Consider the following 13,606-nt stretch of genomic DNA (forward strand, 5'->3'; position numbering starts at 1 on the left):
CGCGCGGACTCCGTTTCCTTCCGGGCGATCGGCGTCCGGCGACTCGCGGGAGAACGAAGGGCTCTCCGACGCGGCCGCAGGAGCGGTCGTCGCCGTCCTGGGGGGACGTGGAGGCGGCCGGGCGGCCCGGAGGCCACCCGGCCGTATTCCTACGGGTTCACGAACCGGACCGGGCCGGCGAGATTGCTGGAGCGACTTCCGTCCGCGGTGACAAGCTGCAGGTACACCTGCTGCTCCTTGAGCTTGTCGTCCAACGAGCGCCGCGCGGCGACCTCCGAATCCTTGCCTTGCGGGTGGGCTTCGAGCAGCACGCCCAAGGACTGTTGGTTCTTGTCGTAGACGACCGCGTGATCGACATCCTCGAAGTACTCGCCGAGGAAGACGATCTCTTCGCCCGGGGCAACCCCGTGCTTGTCGTCGTAACGCAATGCATCAATTCTGGGTGAATCGGACATGAATTAAACTCCGCCTTTTCGCTCGTGGGAAGTCTCGGATGCCGGATGCCCCCGAGACGAGATGTGGAATTCGGTGACCCGCACCGACAGCCGGAGGCGGATTCATCCGCTCCCGGTCGGGCGAGCCGTCAGACGGTCCCGGCGACGCGCAGCAGGTCGGACATGTAGAACGTGCCGCCCTTTTGGCCGAGGGTCGGTTGCCACTTCGTGTCCGCCGACGCATTATGCATGAGATAGGACTCGGGATCGGCCTTCACCAACGCGAAGATCACCTCGCCGACGATCGCGCTGCCGACGATGCCGAGTTTGAGGCTTCCGACGTCCGGGCGCTTGGCCTTGACCTCGTCGATCGCGCCCTCGCCGAGGATGTAATACCAGAGCGGGACGTTCGCGAAATCCTTGGTGAAGCCGGCCGTCTTCGTCAGGTTGAAATCCTGCACCGTGTAGGGGTCCCGCTTGATTTCGTATGCCTTGAACACGGCTGCGGCCACGGCTTCTCCGGACGGAAGTCCCTTGCCGTGTTTTCCGGTGAAACTGTTCGCCCGTCTCATGTTGCGAATGGCGATGGAACACAGCGGAGCGTAGTCCTGATCCTGGTACGGAGCGGTTTTCGGCAACGGCTTTCGGTCGGCCGAGTTCTCCAGCCAGTTCAACGGACTGTCGATCGGCGGCGGCATCTGCAGGAACCCGTGGATGACGCGCCGATCGAACCTCTTCGCGTATTGGGTCTGTGGTGCGTCGCCGCCGTGTGATCCGGTTGCCGGTACGACGAAGAACCGTCGCCAGTCGACGACCCGGCTGGGGCGCAGGCGGGAGAACGGCCTGCGCAGGTCGAAGAGGTGCCCGGTCGTGACGTCGTTGAGTGTGTATTCCTCGACCGGGAGGGAGTGCAGTCGATATGCGGCCGCAGTGAACTCGACGGGCAGGGCGACGGGTTTCGCGGGATCGGGGTTGAAGAGCGGGAACCGGGCCTTCGGCTCCTCGGCGATCTTCCGGAGCCTGTCGTAGACGTCCTTCGCCAGGATTCTCGGAAGCCAGTCGTTCAGGATCATCCACTGGTAGTGCCAGACGACCTGCCGTTTCGCCTCGGTGAACAGGGAGGCGTCCGGGACCGAACCCTTGAGCATGTCGACCACGGCGTTGTGAAACTTCATGAACGCCAGATGCAGTTGAATCGTGATGATCGTGTTGTCGTCGCGTGGATCCGCGATGACGGGCACGTCCTGGGGGTTTCGCGGAACGTCGTACTCACGATCCGGGTCGATCCAGAACTTCCCGGCTTCCACGTTGTCGTAGAACGCGAACGACTGTGTCTTCGGGCCGAGGCCGTACACGTGCGAAAGATCGACCCGGGCGTCGCGATAGTTCGTCGTCTTGGCCGGATCGTTCCGGTCGAACTCGGCGTCGGCCTGGAAGGTGATGTTGTGGTCCAGGAACTGACCGACGTACGTGTATCCCGCCGGGATGCCGGCGTCCGCGGGGGTGGTGCTCGACAGGTCGGCCGGTTTCGCCAGGTAGGCATCCGGGATGCGTTCGCCCGGCTGGGCGCATCTCTTGGTCTTCGGGTCCGGTCGGTTGACGTCCATCGGGCCGCCGGGAGTACCGAGTTCCTCGATCTGGTCGTCGCCCGGCGCGTAGGGACCCAGGTCGAGAAAGAGTCTTTCGTACACACCGGTTTCCACCACCGGCCCCTCCGGGGCGGTGCCCCCGCCGCCTCCCGCGCCGGGGCCGGCTCCGTCGAGCGAAGGCAGTCGGAGGGGGCATCCGTGGCTCGTGAAGGTCGGGTCCGCGATCGGGCCGTGGACGAGGCCGAGGGGGACGTGCCCGTCCCCGTTCCCCAGGAGTTGGTCGAGAAGTCGTGCGCGGACCCGCCCGCGGAGGGCGGTGACATCGTCGGGAGCTTCGGTCGGCGTAGCCAGGGCCATCGAGGGTGTGCCTTTCGCGTACGGCATCGCGTGTGGGCGTTGGGAGGACGCGGGAAGCGCTCGGTGACCGGATGGTCCGGACCCGCCGAGACGCAGCCATGGTTGCCCCGCGTCGGCCCCTTTGGCGTCCCAGGGGAGACAAAGTCACTACAACGGGTTGGTTGTTTGCTCTGGATGGCGGTCAAGAGGTCGCCGGCCGACCGTGCCGGGCGCACGCTCGGACCGTCGAGCGCCCTTCGGCGCCACCGCTCGTCCATCGACCCACCGGAGGATCAGATGACCACGACCCTCGTCGAACCGTCCCTCGCGGAGCGGATCTCTCACCACGTCCTACGCGACAACTCGAAGGACATGGACGAGATCCGGGATCAGCTGCAGTGCGCGATCGACCTGGAACTCGCCACCATCCCGGCCTATCTCTGCGGCCTGTGGTCGATCAAGGACAAGAAGAGCGCCACCGGCAAGCCCGCGTACGACCTGATCAAGAGCGTCGTCCTGGAGGAAATGCTCCACATGGGCCTGGCCTGCAACATGCTCACCGCCATCGGAGGAGAGCCGAAGATCGATCCTCCCGCCTACCCGAAGACTCTGCCGGGCGGAGTGGGCGGCGACCTGGTCGTTCACCTCCAGGGCTTGACCAAGGACTACGTCAAGGGCACCTACCTGGCCATCGAAGCCCCGGAAATCCCGTCCCTTCCGCCGCTGACGACCGGCACTCCGGTCACGATCGGGTCCTTCTACGACACGCTGCTGAGACGGCTGAGGCGGCACAGTCCGGCACTCACGCGCGCGCATCAACTGGGCGACGTGGGACTCGGTCTCTTCGAGATCCAGGACTTCGCCGACATCGAGCGTGCGATCGCCGAGATCAAGGCACAGGGCGAAGGTACGGCAACCGTCCCCGGCATCTCCGACGAACCCGATGAACTCGCCCACTACTACAAGTTCGCGCAGATCGTGGCGGGTGGCCAACTCGTCAAGAAGGGCACGGGACGATGGGAGTACAGCAAGGACCTGCCCGTGCCCTTCCCCGAGGCATGGCCCATGGTCGAGGTACCCAAGGGCGGTTATGCGACCAAGTACACGGTGAGCGCGGACGTCCAGAAGAAGATGACGGCTTTCAACGGCGCGTACAAAGTCGTACTCGGGCTCCTGCGGGACGCGTGGACGACATCCGGGGACGGGCGGAAGTCGCTGTCCGCGGCGGTCTCCGCGATGGGAAAACTGGAGAGTCTGGCGACCCCGCTTCTCGAGGAGGCGGACCCCAAGAACCCGGCACAACACTTCGGACCGGAATTCCTCGGCGCGTGAAGAACTCCGCCGCCGCAGGACGTGGGGATCGTTCGATCCGTGCGTCGCACCCGTCAAGTCACCGCAACGTCAAGGAGCTTGAATCATGACGACCACATCTTCGCGGAAGACCGTCGCACCGGACGCGGATGTCGCCCTTGCCTCGAGTGTCGACCGGGCGGTGTCGATCGAACGCCTGAGGCGGATCGCCGACCCCGAGGAACGCCTTGTCGCATACACGCGGATCGTCACGGAGAAGGTGTTCAACCTCGGCATCGCGAACAACGTCCTGTTGTTCGACATGCTGAACAAGGAAGTGTTCACCCAGGTGAAACTCGCAGAGCCGGACGCCGAGTACGTATTGCCGCCGTACGGACAGCAGGACCTGCTCGATCCGATCACCACGTTCCTGCAACACACCTTCTCACCCGCCATCGATGCCGAGTACGACGTGTACGCCACCGCCGGTGGTTCGGGGGCGCTGGAGTCGTTGGCGTTCGCGCTGATCCACGGCGGGGTGCTGGCCCCCGGCGACCGGGTTCTGTTGCCGGCGCCCTTTTGGCCCGGCTTCCTGTGGTGTTTCGAACAGCGCCCCCAACTTCGGTGCGTACCCGCGCGCCTGGACGGTCCCGATCGACTCGACCTGACCGTGGACGCGTTGAACCGCGCCTACGAAGCCGTATCGGATCCCAAACCCAAGCTGCTCGTACTCACCAATCCGCACAACCCGCTGGGCGTCAACTACGAGAAGAAGTTGCTGGAGGACGTGTGCCGGTGGGCACTCGACCGCCAGATGCACATCGTCTCCGACGAGATCTACGCGCATTCCCAGAGCACGGGTAAGGGCGGATTCACCAGCGTCCTGTCCCTGGACGCCTACGCCACCGCCCCCGACCGCATCCACCTTGTGTACGGTCTGACCAAGGACTTCGGCCTGTCGGGGTTTCGCATCGGCTTCCTGGTCTCCAAGTCGAACGACGTTCGCAAGGTCATGCAGGGCGACGAGACCTGGAAGTCGTTGTCGTGGTTCGGCCCGCTCGACTCCCTCAAGGCCGCATACGCGCGCAAGATGTTCGGCACCACCCACGAACCCGGCGACTTTCCGACGAAGCTGATGCAGCACTACGCCACACAACTGAAGGCCGCCCACGACAAGGCCGCCAAGAAGCTCGACGACGAGCAGATCGCCTACGTGGGAAAGGGCCAGAACGGCCGCAATGCCGCCCAGTTCTTCCTGCTCGACCTGAGCAAGTACCTGGACAGCGCCAAACTTCCGGATGACCTGGTACTGATCAACCACGAGATCGATCGACGAGAAGCCCGTCTGGAGGCGTTCCTCCGCACGGACGCCAAGGTGCTGCTCCTGCCCGGCGGAGAAATGCACTGTCCGCGTCCCGGCTTCTTCCGGCTTTGCTACACCGCCGACACGGTCGAGCGAGTCGGCACGGCGATCACCAACATCGCCACTTCACTCAAGAAACTCTGAGCCTCGGTACCCGCGTCGCGACGACGTCGACCGACGTCGGTCCGGTCCGGTTCGGCAGGGCGTACCAGGGGAGGCGGCTCGGTTGTCGGTCTCCCCTGGTACGCGGGTGTGTGGAGGTCTCGGGTTATCCGTGTTGCCCGGGGTGGTAGTCGCCGGCGGGCGTTTGGATCATCACGTTCCCTCGGTTGAAGGCGTTGATGATGGCGATCTGGGCGACCAGGTCCGCGAGTTGGTCCTCGTCGTAGTACTTGGCGGCATTCGCCCAGACCTCGTCCGGGACGCCGCCCGCGGCGTCGGCGATGCGGGTGCCCTGTTCGGCCAGTTCCAGGGCGGCGCGTTCGGCATCGGTGAACACGGTGGCCTCCCGCCAGGCCACGACCAGGTTCAGGCGTACCGAGCTTTCCCCGGCGTGGGCAGCGTCCTTGGTGTGCATGTCGATGCATCCGGCACAGCCGTTGATCTGACTGGCGCGAAGCATCACCAGTTCCCGCGTCGCGGCCGGCACCGTCGAGTCCGCGAGCGACCTGCCTGCCGCGATGAGGTGCTTCATGGCCTTGGCCGCGACGGGGCTGGTCATGAAGTTCAGACGGGCGTTCATGGTGCGCTCCCTGCTGTTGTCCGCTGTTGCCCCTCTAAGACAGGGCGCCTCGGCGGCTTGTGACAGGTGCGGGTGTGACGTGCGTCTCCCGGTCGGGCGGTGACGGTGCGCCGGGGGCCGGGTCGGGTGCGGCGGGGTCGTTCCCGTCGGATGTGGGCCGTCGAGGGGGTTGGGCGAGGAGGCCGTCGATGATCACCCGGAGTTTCCAGGCGGCCCTGGCGTCCTGGTCGCCGCCGGTGAGTCTCGGTGCCAGGGCCCGCAGGGTGGGGTACCGGTCGGCGGGCAACGTCCGGAAGGTGGCGTCGAGTCGGGCGGTGAACGTCTCGGGCACGGTCGGGTCGGTGTCGGTCGCGGTGTCGGTCGTGGTGTCGGCTCCGGTATCGGACGAGGGTGCCGCGGGGGGCCGCCGGGAGTGGGGGGCGCCGGTGTTCTCCAGGGCGGTCGAGTAGATGTACTGGCCGAGCAGGTCGATGGCCCAGGAGCAGGCGTCGTCGTCGAGCCCGCCCGCCCGAAGCAGGCGTGCCATCTCCTCGGTCAGGCGCAGGCCGTGCCGGCCGGGCAGGGCGTCCCGCAGGCCGACGGAGGCGATGTCGTTGTGGCGGGCCAGGGCCGCGACGATGCGCCCGACGAGCAGTTCGAGGCGGGTACGCCAGTCCCCGGCGCCCTCGTCGGGCACGACCACGTCCGCCACCGCGTGGTCGAGGACGAGCGCCATCAGCTCCTGCCGGTCGCGGACGTAGACGTAGAGCGAGGCGGGACCGGTCTCCAGGGCCTGGGCGACGCGTCGCAGGCTCACCGCTTCGCAGCCCAGCTCGTCGACGAGCGTGATGGTCGCGGCCAGCACGGCGTCCAGGCCGAGCATGGATTTCGAGGGGCGGGAGCGTGAGCGGGCTTGCGGCATGGCATGAGCCTACCTTGACGAATGCTGTTCGTTAAGGGCACTCTGCTTGACGAACAGTGTTTGTTAAGCGTGTGAGGGAGACCCGGTGACCGTTCCCGCTTCGACGTCGGCCGTCCGTACGGCGCCGCCGACCGCCCATCCGCATCGGTGGCGGGTCCTGGCGGTGGTGCTGCTCGCCCAGGCCCTGGATCTGCTGGACGCGACCGTGATGAACGTGGCCGCCCCGTCGGTCCGCGCCGGGCTGGGCGGTGGCGCGGCGATGATGCAGTGGCTCACCGCCGGGTACACGCTCGCCTTCGGCGTCCTGCTGATCATCGGCGGGCGGCTGGGTGATCGGTGGGGCCGGCGGCGGTTGTTCGTCCTGGGCGCCGCCGGGTTCACGGTGGCCTCCGCGGTGTGCGCGGCGGCACCTTCGCCGATCGTGCTGGTCGCGGCTCGGGTGGTGCAGGGCGCGCTCGGCGCGTTGATGATCCCGCAGGGGTTCGGCGTCCTGACCTCGGTGTTCGACGAACGCGAACGCGGCCGCGCGTTCGCGACGTTCGGGCCGGTGATGGCGCTCGCCGGGGTCGGCGGCCCCGTCCTCGCGGGCGGCCTCATCGCCCTGGACCCGGTCGGACTCGACTGGCGGCTGATCTTCCTGATCAACCTTCCGCTCGGCGCGTTGGCGGTGGCCGGGGCGCTGCGGTGGATGCCGGCCGACCCGGGGGACCCGCTCGTGCGGATCGACCCGCCGGGTGCGCTCCTGGTCGCGGCGGGGTCCGCGCTCGTCGTGCATCCGCTGATCCAGGGACGGGAGGCGGGTTGGCCGTGGTGGACGTTCGCGGAGATCGCCGCCGGTGTCGCGGCCTTCACCGCCTTCGGCCGACGTCAACGCACCAGCCGCTCGCCGGTGCTGGTGCCGAGCCTGCTGCGCAAACCCGCGTTCGTCGGGGGTCTCGCGGTCACCGCGGCGTTCTTCACCGGCCTCGGCGGACTGCTGCTCGTCCTCTCCCTCCACCTCCAACTCGATCTCGGCCGGTCCGCGTGGGGAACCGCGCTCTGCCTGTCGCCGCTCGCGGTGGGTATCGGGCTCGCCTCGCTCTTCGCCCCGGCGGCGTCGGCCCGGCTCGGCCGCTCGCTCCTGCATCTGGGGCTCGGGGTCGAGGCGCTCGGCACGCTCGGCCTCGCGGCGGCGGCCGCGTCGGGATCCCCGGTCCCGGCGTTGTCGATACCGACTCTGGTCGTGGGCCTGGGAGTGGGACTGGTGTCCGGCACGCTGGTCCGGTCGATCCTGGCGGCGGCCGAACCCGCCGAGACGGGCAGCGCGTCGGGAACGCTCAACGCACTCCAACAACTCTCCACCGCCCTGGGCGTGGCGGTGTTGGGGACGGTGTACTTCGCCGCGCACGATGCCGGTGCCCCGGAGGCGGGAGCGGACGGGCTGGTCATCGGTGCGTTGGTGGTCACGGCGACCTGTCTGGTCGGCGCGGGCCTCGTGTTCCTGCTGCCTCGCACACGCGACGAGCGACCCGCCCCAACCCCTTGAACCCCTTCGACCCCTTCGACTCCGGCAACCCATCGACCACGTGAGGACCCCGTCATGAGCAACGTCATCGTCTTCGGAGCCAACGGCCGTACCGGACACCTCGTCGTCCGCGAAGCCCTGCGACTGGGCCACGACGTCACCGCCGCGGTGCGCGACCCGGCCCGGTGGCAGCCCCCGGCCCCGGACGACTCGCCCGGTACGGGGAGGTCGAACGTCGTGCGGGCCGACGTGCGCGACGCCGCCGACGTGCGCTCCGCCGTCGAGGGCCACGACGTCGTGGTCTCCGCGATCGGCCCGCCGGGGCGGCACGCGCACCGGCTCTACTCCGACGCGGCGCGCACGCTGGTGTCCGCGATGGAAGGCGCGGGGGTACCGCGGTTGATCGCCGTCACATCGGGGGGTGTCCACCACCGCGACCCCAACTTTCCCTGGTGGTACCGCAATCTCGTCACCCCCCTGGTTCGGGAGTTGTACGACGACATGCGGTTGATGGAAACGATCGTCCGCGGAAGCACCGTCGACTGGACCTTCGTCCGCCCCGCCCGATTGCAGGACGAACCCCCCACCGGCAACTACCGCGTCCTCGACGCGAGCAACCCCAGGGGCGGCCGGAAGGTGACCCGCACCGACCTCGCCCGCTTCATCGCCCGCGAACTCGACGAACACCGCTGGTCCCACGCCGCACCGACCCTCGCCGAATGACACCCCGGGTGCGGGCGCTCCGGCCGACCGTCCCTATCCGAGCGTGAGCATCGCCTCGGTGACCTCGCCGACCGCCGCGTCGGGGATCACGGTGGCGGCCTCCTCGAGGACGAGCAGCCGGGCCCCGGGGATCTCGCGTGCGATCGCCTCACCGTTGCCGACGGGGAAGAACGGGTCGCGGCGACCGTGGACGACGAGCGTGGGGATCTCGATCCCGGGCAGGCGCTCGCGCCAGCGGGGTGCGCAGTCGAGCCTGGCGAACACCATGCCCATCTGGTTGGCCATCTGGACCGGGGGCGCGGTGCCGGGCGTGCGGTCCCAGATCCGCGCGGCGATCGCGTGCGCGGCGACGGGGTCGTTGCCGAGGATCTCCGCGCCGGCGGCGGTGAACTCCGCGACCGCCGCGAGGTCGCTCCAATCGGGCATCGCCCGCGCGAACAACCGGCCCATCGTCGCCCGGTCGTGTTCGGGGAGGTCGTCGTCGGCCGGGCCGGGGGCAACCGCGCGCGTGCCGACCAGGGTGAGCGCCGAGAACGCGCCCGGATGGTCGAGTACGGCCACCTGGGCGACCATGCCGCCGACGCCGATCCCGGCGAGGTGCGCGGGCCCACCGCCGAGCGCGTCGACCAGGGCCGCCGCGTCGGCGGCGAGGTCGCGCAGGGTGTAGGCGGGCGCCTCCGGGTCCGCCGTCGTCGACTCCCCGCTGTCGCGCAGGTCGTAGCGCACCACACGGCGCCCGCGGGCGGCCAGGCGCTCGCACAGGGTGTCGGGCCAGGAGAGCATCGTCGTCCCGCCCGCGAGCAGGACGAGCGGCGCGTCGTCGGCACCGAACGACTCGATGCCCAGGGCGACTTCATTGACATTGACAGTGGTCATCGGGATCACCGGGAGACGTCGTGGGTCGGGTGGGTCGCGGTCGATGTCGAGAGCATGCTCCGCCGTACCGGCGGGCGCGGCGCTCCGCCGCAGGTGTCGGTGCCGGGGCCGCTGCCCGGGCCGGGGTCGGGCCCGGTGACGAAGCCGCCGAGGGGGGCGGAGATGCCGGCGATGAGGAGAGTCATGCCAGGTTGGACCCGACCCGTCGCCCAAACTCATCGCTCACGCACGAAACGCGCGGCGGAAACGAACCCGACGGCCCGCCGCACGGGCCCGTCCCGGTGGCGCGCGGAGGGGGTCATCGGCTCCGCTGAGGCGCCTGATCGCGAACTCGACGGCCACTCGCACATCGGGCCGCGGATCGATCACGACGCGTTCGACACCGTCGACGGGTTCGGGATCGCCGGGGCGAGCCTGCCGGGGTACCCCGAACCTCGCGTGGCATGGACCACCGCTTCGTGCTCGCCGACGGGCGGTACCGATCCGGGCCGGCGGCGCTGCCGCCGCAGGAATCCGATCCGCTGCCGAGCGAGGATCGGATAGGGATGGGCCGGCCTGGTCATGTGGCGAGTCTCCGGCCCGCGTCGGCCGAAGTGAACCCGCCCCGGGAGGAATCGACGGAACCGCCTCCGCCGCGCCATCGCCCCCGGGCCCGCCCGGAGTTCGGGGGCGGGGCCGGGGGCGATGGGAGGTGGAGCGTGGTCGGGGGTGACGACTACCGGGTCAGACGCCCGCGACGGACTGGATCCAGGAGCGGTACGCGGTCACGTTCGTGTAGGCGGTGGTGCTCTGTCGGTCGCTGGTGGAGGCGACGCCGACCTGAATGCCGTTCGCGTTCATCGGTCCACCCGAGTCGCCGCCCGCGGTGATGCCGTTGCCGTAACGGGCGCAGATCGCCGAGCCGTTGTACGCGTCGCGGCAACCGCCGGTGACCGTCACGTTGGCGACTTTCAGGAACTGCGACTGGCAGTTGATCTCCTGGCCGCACCGGGACGTCGCGCCCCAGCCGTAGACCTGGACGCTCTGACCCACCGTCACCGATCCCGGCTGCCCGAGTCGGGCGTAGGTCGCCGAGACGGAGCGGTCCAGGCGTACCAGGGCCAGGTCCGCCGACGGACTGGTGTAAGTCTGGGCGCCGTTGGCCACGGTGCCACCGGAACTCTGGTCGAGGCTGCCGATCCGGAACGTCAACTGCCCACCGCTGACGCAGTGTTTGGCGGTCAGGATCCAGGTGGGGGCGATGATGGTCGAGGTACAGGTCTGCCTGCCGGCGGAGAACAGGCGGGCCGCCCATGGGGCGTTCTGGGCGGGTCCGCCACCGATGATCGGCCGGGGACCGTCGGCCGACGGGTTCTCGTTGGAAACCCCCACCGGAGCGGGGGAAGCGGTGGCGGTGGCGGTGGCGCCGAGCGTGAACACCATGAGCAATGCGGCCAAGAGGGCGGGGACGATCTTGGTTGTTCGCAAAGTTCCTCGTTTCCGACGACACGCGATATCTCACACGTGGGATACAGGGGATACCAGGATCCCCAACGTCGGATTCCACGGGTAATAGCAATCTCCCCTCTCGGTGATGTTATGGACCGGAGGGCACCGCTCCGGTGTCGGCGGGAGTCGAACCGTTCCTCGGCTGCCGCCATCCTCCGAAAGGGCCGTGCTCCGTCGCCGGTGCGGCCCGTCGAGCCGGTGGTTGTGGCTTCGGTCATGGCGGCTTTCGACGTGGACGCGGATGATCCTGTGGAGCGCGATGTCCGTGCTCGACGCTCGACGACGTGCGGATGGACGATTCGTACGCCGACACCGGCTCGTCGTCCGGCCGCGCGACGCAACGCGACGTGACGCGCCGGATGGAACGGCCCACAACAGACGGGAAGCCCGACTCATCGTGAACTCGGCCCTCAAGTCGCTCCTCGCCGCCCTCCTGGCATCCGGCCTGCTCGTGGCGACTTCCGCCTGCCGACTCTCGGACCGGAAAGACGACAAGGACGAGAAGTACGTCACGGGCGCGGCGGACACCCGCCCGTACGAGGAGTGGCTCGCGGCACGCTCGGAGATACCGGCCGACCTCGCGCTCGCGGGAGGGTTCCGCACCGTTCCGGGCCACGACGAGGCCAGGGGCGGGACTCGTGTGCTGCGCTATCGCATACAGATCGAGGAGGGCCTGTCGATCGATGCCGCCTACTTCGCGCGCGCCGTGCACGAGACGCTCAACGACACGCGCAGTTGGGGCGGCGACGGGACCATCGCCCTGGAACGGGTGGCTTCGGGCGAGTCCGACTTCGTCGTGACCCTCGCCAGTACGGGAACGGTCAACACGTGGTGCGCCAAGGACGGTCTGGACACCGGCGAACAACGTGTCTCGTGCAACGTCGCCTCCACCCGGCGGGTGATGATCAACGCGTGGCGGTGGGCGAAGGGATCCACGACGTACGGCGACGACCTGGCGAACTACCGACGCATGTTGATCAACCACGAAGTCGGCCATCGCCTCGGCCACATGCACGAGACGTGTGATCGGTCGGGCGCCCCCGCGCCGGTGATGATGCAGCAGACGTTGACCCTCGTCACCGGCAGTGCCACGTGCTCGCCCAACCCGTGGCCTCGCCCATGACCGGAATCGGGTGAATCGTCCCTTCGGAAGCGCCTGCTCCCGTCCGCCCAGCCCGCGAGATTGTCGGCCCCACCCTCGCAGTCTCGCCACCTGAACCACTAGGCAACGGCGCGACACCGGCGCAGGATGGTCGCCGGGGTTGGTCGCCCCACCGGGGAACCGCACCCGCGGTGAACCGGATTTCGGGGCCTGTCGTTTCGACAGCGTCGTCGAAGCGTGGACAGGCTCCGAGCATTCGGCCGGGCAATGGCCCGAGCCTCATTCTCGGAGGAACAGGTGACCGTCACTCGGCACGGTGACAGGCTCAACGGCGAGCCTGTCACGATCGCGGCATCCACCACGCGGATCGCATCGTGGTTGGAGGACATCGCGACGGTGGACCGGATCCACCACTACCTGGACGCGCAACTCCGGAACCGGACGACGGATCCGGGCGCGAGATCGTTGCGGGCGATGCGCCTGCACAACGACGAGGCACAGGCCTCGATCCTCACGGCCGTACGCGCCGGTGTCGCCGATGCCGGCCTCACGGCCACGACGCGTGCCGCGCTCGAGCGGGAGGTGAGCGAGCACGCGTCGCGGTGGACGCACGCGTTGGCTCGTCTGATCGAGCACGCGGGATGGTTCGACCATCTCTGCGACGCACTGATCGCGACACACCAGGTCGTGCGGGTCGGTCCCGCCAAACCCTGCGGTCGCTGCGGGAACGACGGCGAGCGTGTGGTGTACACCAGCCTGTACCCCGGCGTCATGGACCGGGTCACCGTGTCCTGCGACCCGTGTGGTCGAACCGCCCATCATCCCTACGGCGAACCCGGTCCCGAGATCGACGTCCGGCTGGTCGCCCGTGCGGGCTCCGCCGTCCTGGAGATCACGACGGTCGCGGATCCGCGAGCGGTCGCCCCGACCGCGATGCACGTGCGGTTCGCTTCCGGCGACGTGGCGGGCGGCCCGGTGAAGCCGTCGCCCGGGAAGCACTTCCGGTTGGAACCGGGTGGGCGTGCGACCACGACGACGGAACTGCCCGACGCCGTCGGGGTGGGCGCCCGACTCCAAGTCCTGTGCGTCAGCGGTTTCCAGGTCTCGACCCGGAGCTTCGCGCTCCCCGGCCCGGCCGCGATCCCACGCCCCCGCGCCACGATGTCCCGCCGCCGAGACGTCCGCAAGGTCGCGCCGAAGCGCGGTGCGGCGACCACCGACCCGGCGGTCGCCGCCGTCTCCGCGAAGGCCTGACACC

At 68.8% G+C, this 13,606-nt stretch carries 13 protein-coding genes; 6 read left to right on the forward strand and 7 right to left on the reverse strand.

Going from position 1 to position 13,606, the window contains the following annotated elements; translation table 11 throughout:
* Positions 1 to 149 precede the first annotated feature (149 nt).
* Both EMA17_RS02610 and EMA17_RS02615 read right to left on the reverse strand, forming a co-directional pair.
* Positions 150 to 455 (reverse strand): hypothetical protein, encoded by a 306-nt coding sequence (locus EMA17_RS02610; RefSeq protein WP_126635194.1) that lies wholly within the window; start codon positions 453 to 455, stop codon positions 150 to 152.
* Between the two features lie 128 nt (positions 456 to 583).
* Positions 584 to 2,137, reverse strand: coding sequence for a peroxidase family protein (locus tag EMA17_RS02615; protein WP_126635195.1), 1,554 nt, complete (start codon positions 2,135 to 2,137; stop codon positions 584 to 586).
* 519 nt (positions 2,138 to 2,656) lie between these two features.
* Between EMA17_RS02615 and EMA17_RS02620 the strand changes: the two genes are divergently transcribed.
* Together EMA17_RS02620 and EMA17_RS02625 are read left to right on the forward strand one after the other, a co-directional pair.
* Positions 2,657 to 3,691: a ferritin-like domain-containing protein gene (locus EMA17_RS02620; RefSeq protein WP_160161288.1), complete on the forward strand. Its 1,035-nt coding sequence runs from the start codon at positions 2,657 to 2,659 to the stop codon at positions 3,689 to 3,691.
* Positions 3,692 to 3,776: 85 nt separating this feature from the next.
* Positions 3,777 to 5,156 (forward strand): pyridoxal phosphate-dependent aminotransferase, encoded by a 1,380-nt coding sequence (locus EMA17_RS02625; RefSeq protein WP_126635197.1) that lies wholly within the window; start codon positions 3,777 to 3,779, stop codon positions 5,154 to 5,156.
* 124 nt (positions 5,157 to 5,280) lie between these two features.
* On the opposite strand, the gene EMA17_RS02630 is transcribed toward EMA17_RS02625, so the two are convergent.
* Both EMA17_RS02630 and EMA17_RS02635 read right to left on the reverse strand, forming a co-directional pair.
* Positions 5,281 to 5,754 (reverse strand): carboxymuconolactone decarboxylase family protein, encoded by a 474-nt coding sequence (locus EMA17_RS02630; RefSeq protein WP_126635198.1) that lies wholly within the window; start codon positions 5,752 to 5,754, stop codon positions 5,281 to 5,283.
* A 34-nt stretch (positions 5,755 to 5,788) separates the two neighbouring features.
* Entirely contained in the window at positions 5,789 to 6,655 is an 867-nt protein-coding gene (locus tag EMA17_RS02635) for a TetR/AcrR family transcriptional regulator (RefSeq protein ID WP_246126394.1), read from the reverse strand.
* Positions 6,656 to 6,740: 85 nt separating this feature from the next.
* On the opposite strand from EMA17_RS02635, the gene EMA17_RS02640 reads away from it, so the two are divergent.
* Both EMA17_RS02640 and EMA17_RS02645 read left to right on the forward strand, forming a co-directional pair.
* Positions 6,741 to 8,180 (forward strand): MFS transporter, encoded by a 1,440-nt coding sequence (locus tag EMA17_RS02640; RefSeq protein WP_126635199.1) that lies wholly within the window; start codon positions 6,741 to 6,743, stop codon positions 8,178 to 8,180.
* Between the two features lie 54 nt (positions 8,181 to 8,234).
* Positions 8,235 to 8,882 carry an NAD(P)-dependent oxidoreductase gene (locus EMA17_RS02645; protein ID WP_126635200.1) on the forward strand — a complete coding sequence of 216 codons (648 nt, stop codon included), beginning with the start codon at positions 8,235 to 8,237 and terminating at the stop codon, positions 8,880 to 8,882.
* A 33-nt stretch (positions 8,883 to 8,915) separates the two neighbouring features.
* Here EMA17_RS02645 and EMA17_RS02650 read toward each other — a convergent pair whose 3' ends face one another.
* The 3 genes from EMA17_RS02650 to EMA17_RS02660 form a co-directional block, all read right to left on the reverse strand.
* Positions 8,916 to 9,758: an alpha/beta fold hydrolase gene (locus EMA17_RS02650; protein ID WP_126635201.1), complete on the reverse strand. Its 843-nt coding sequence runs from the start codon at positions 9,756 to 9,758 to the stop codon at positions 8,916 to 8,918.
* Positions 9,759 to 9,763: 5 nt separating this feature from the next.
* The gene (locus tag EMA17_RS53745; RefSeq protein WP_246126395.1) at positions 9,764 to 9,943 is read right to left on the reverse strand and encodes a hypothetical protein; all 180 of its coding nucleotides are present in this window, start codon (positions 9,941 to 9,943) and stop codon (positions 9,764 to 9,766) included.
* Positions 9,944 to 10,481: 538 nt separating this feature from the next.
* On the reverse strand, positions 10,482 to 11,180 hold the full coding sequence (locus EMA17_RS02660) for a S1 family peptidase (protein WP_126635543.1): 699 nt from the start codon (positions 11,178 to 11,180) through the stop codon (positions 10,482 to 10,484).
* A 463-nt stretch (positions 11,181 to 11,643) separates the two neighbouring features.
* Between EMA17_RS02660 and EMA17_RS53750 the strand changes: the two genes are divergently transcribed.
* Together EMA17_RS53750 and EMA17_RS02670 are read left to right on the forward strand one after the other, a co-directional pair.
* Positions 11,644 to 12,369 (forward strand): DUF3152 domain-containing protein, encoded by a 726-nt coding sequence (locus EMA17_RS53750; protein ID WP_307721518.1) that lies wholly within the window; start codon positions 11,644 to 11,646, stop codon positions 12,367 to 12,369.
* A 276-nt stretch (positions 12,370 to 12,645) separates the two neighbouring features.
* Positions 12,646 to 13,602: a hypothetical protein gene (locus EMA17_RS02670; RefSeq protein WP_126635203.1), complete on the forward strand. Its 957-nt coding sequence runs from the start codon at positions 12,646 to 12,648 to the stop codon at positions 13,600 to 13,602.
* The last annotated feature ends 4 nt before the right edge of the window (positions 13,603 to 13,606 follow it).

Origin of the sequence: Embleya hyalina (assembly GCF_003967355.1) — a bacterium.
Lineage (GTDB): Bacteria > Actinomycetota > Actinomycetes > Streptomycetales > Streptomycetaceae > Embleya > Embleya hyalina.

Coding starts and splice junctions, on each gene's coding strand:
- EMA17_RS02610 (WP_126635194.1), bottom strand. CDS start 455: ATGTCCGATTCACCCAGAATTGATGCATTGCGTTACGACGACAAGCAC.
- EMA17_RS02620 (WP_160161288.1), top strand. CDS start 2,657: ATGACCACGACCCTCGTCGAACCGTCCCTCGCGGAGCGGATCTCTCAC.
- EMA17_RS02625 (WP_126635197.1), top strand. CDS start 3,777: ATGACGACCACATCTTCGCGGAAGACCGTCGCACCGGACGCGGATGTC.
- EMA17_RS02630 (WP_126635198.1), bottom strand. CDS start 5,754: ATGAACGCCCGTCTGAACTTCATGACCAGCCCCGTCGCGGCCAAGGCC.
- EMA17_RS02635 (WP_246126394.1), bottom strand. CDS start 6,655: ATGCCGCAAGCCCGCTCACGCTCCCGCCCCTCGAAATCCATGCTCGGC.
- EMA17_RS02645 (WP_126635200.1), top strand. CDS start 8,235: ATGAGCAACGTCATCGTCTTCGGAGCCAACGGCCGTACCGGACACCTC.
- EMA17_RS02650 (WP_126635201.1), bottom strand. CDS start 9,758: ATGACCACTGTCAATGTCAATGAAGTCGCCCTGGGCATCGAGTCGTTC.
- EMA17_RS53745 (WP_246126395.1), bottom strand. CDS start 9,943: ATGACTCTCCTCATCGCCGGCATCTCCGCCCCCCTCGGCGGCTTCGTC.
- EMA17_RS02660 (WP_126635543.1), bottom strand. CDS start 11,180: ATGGTGTTCACGCTCGGCGCCACCGCCACCGCCACCGCTTCCCCCGCT.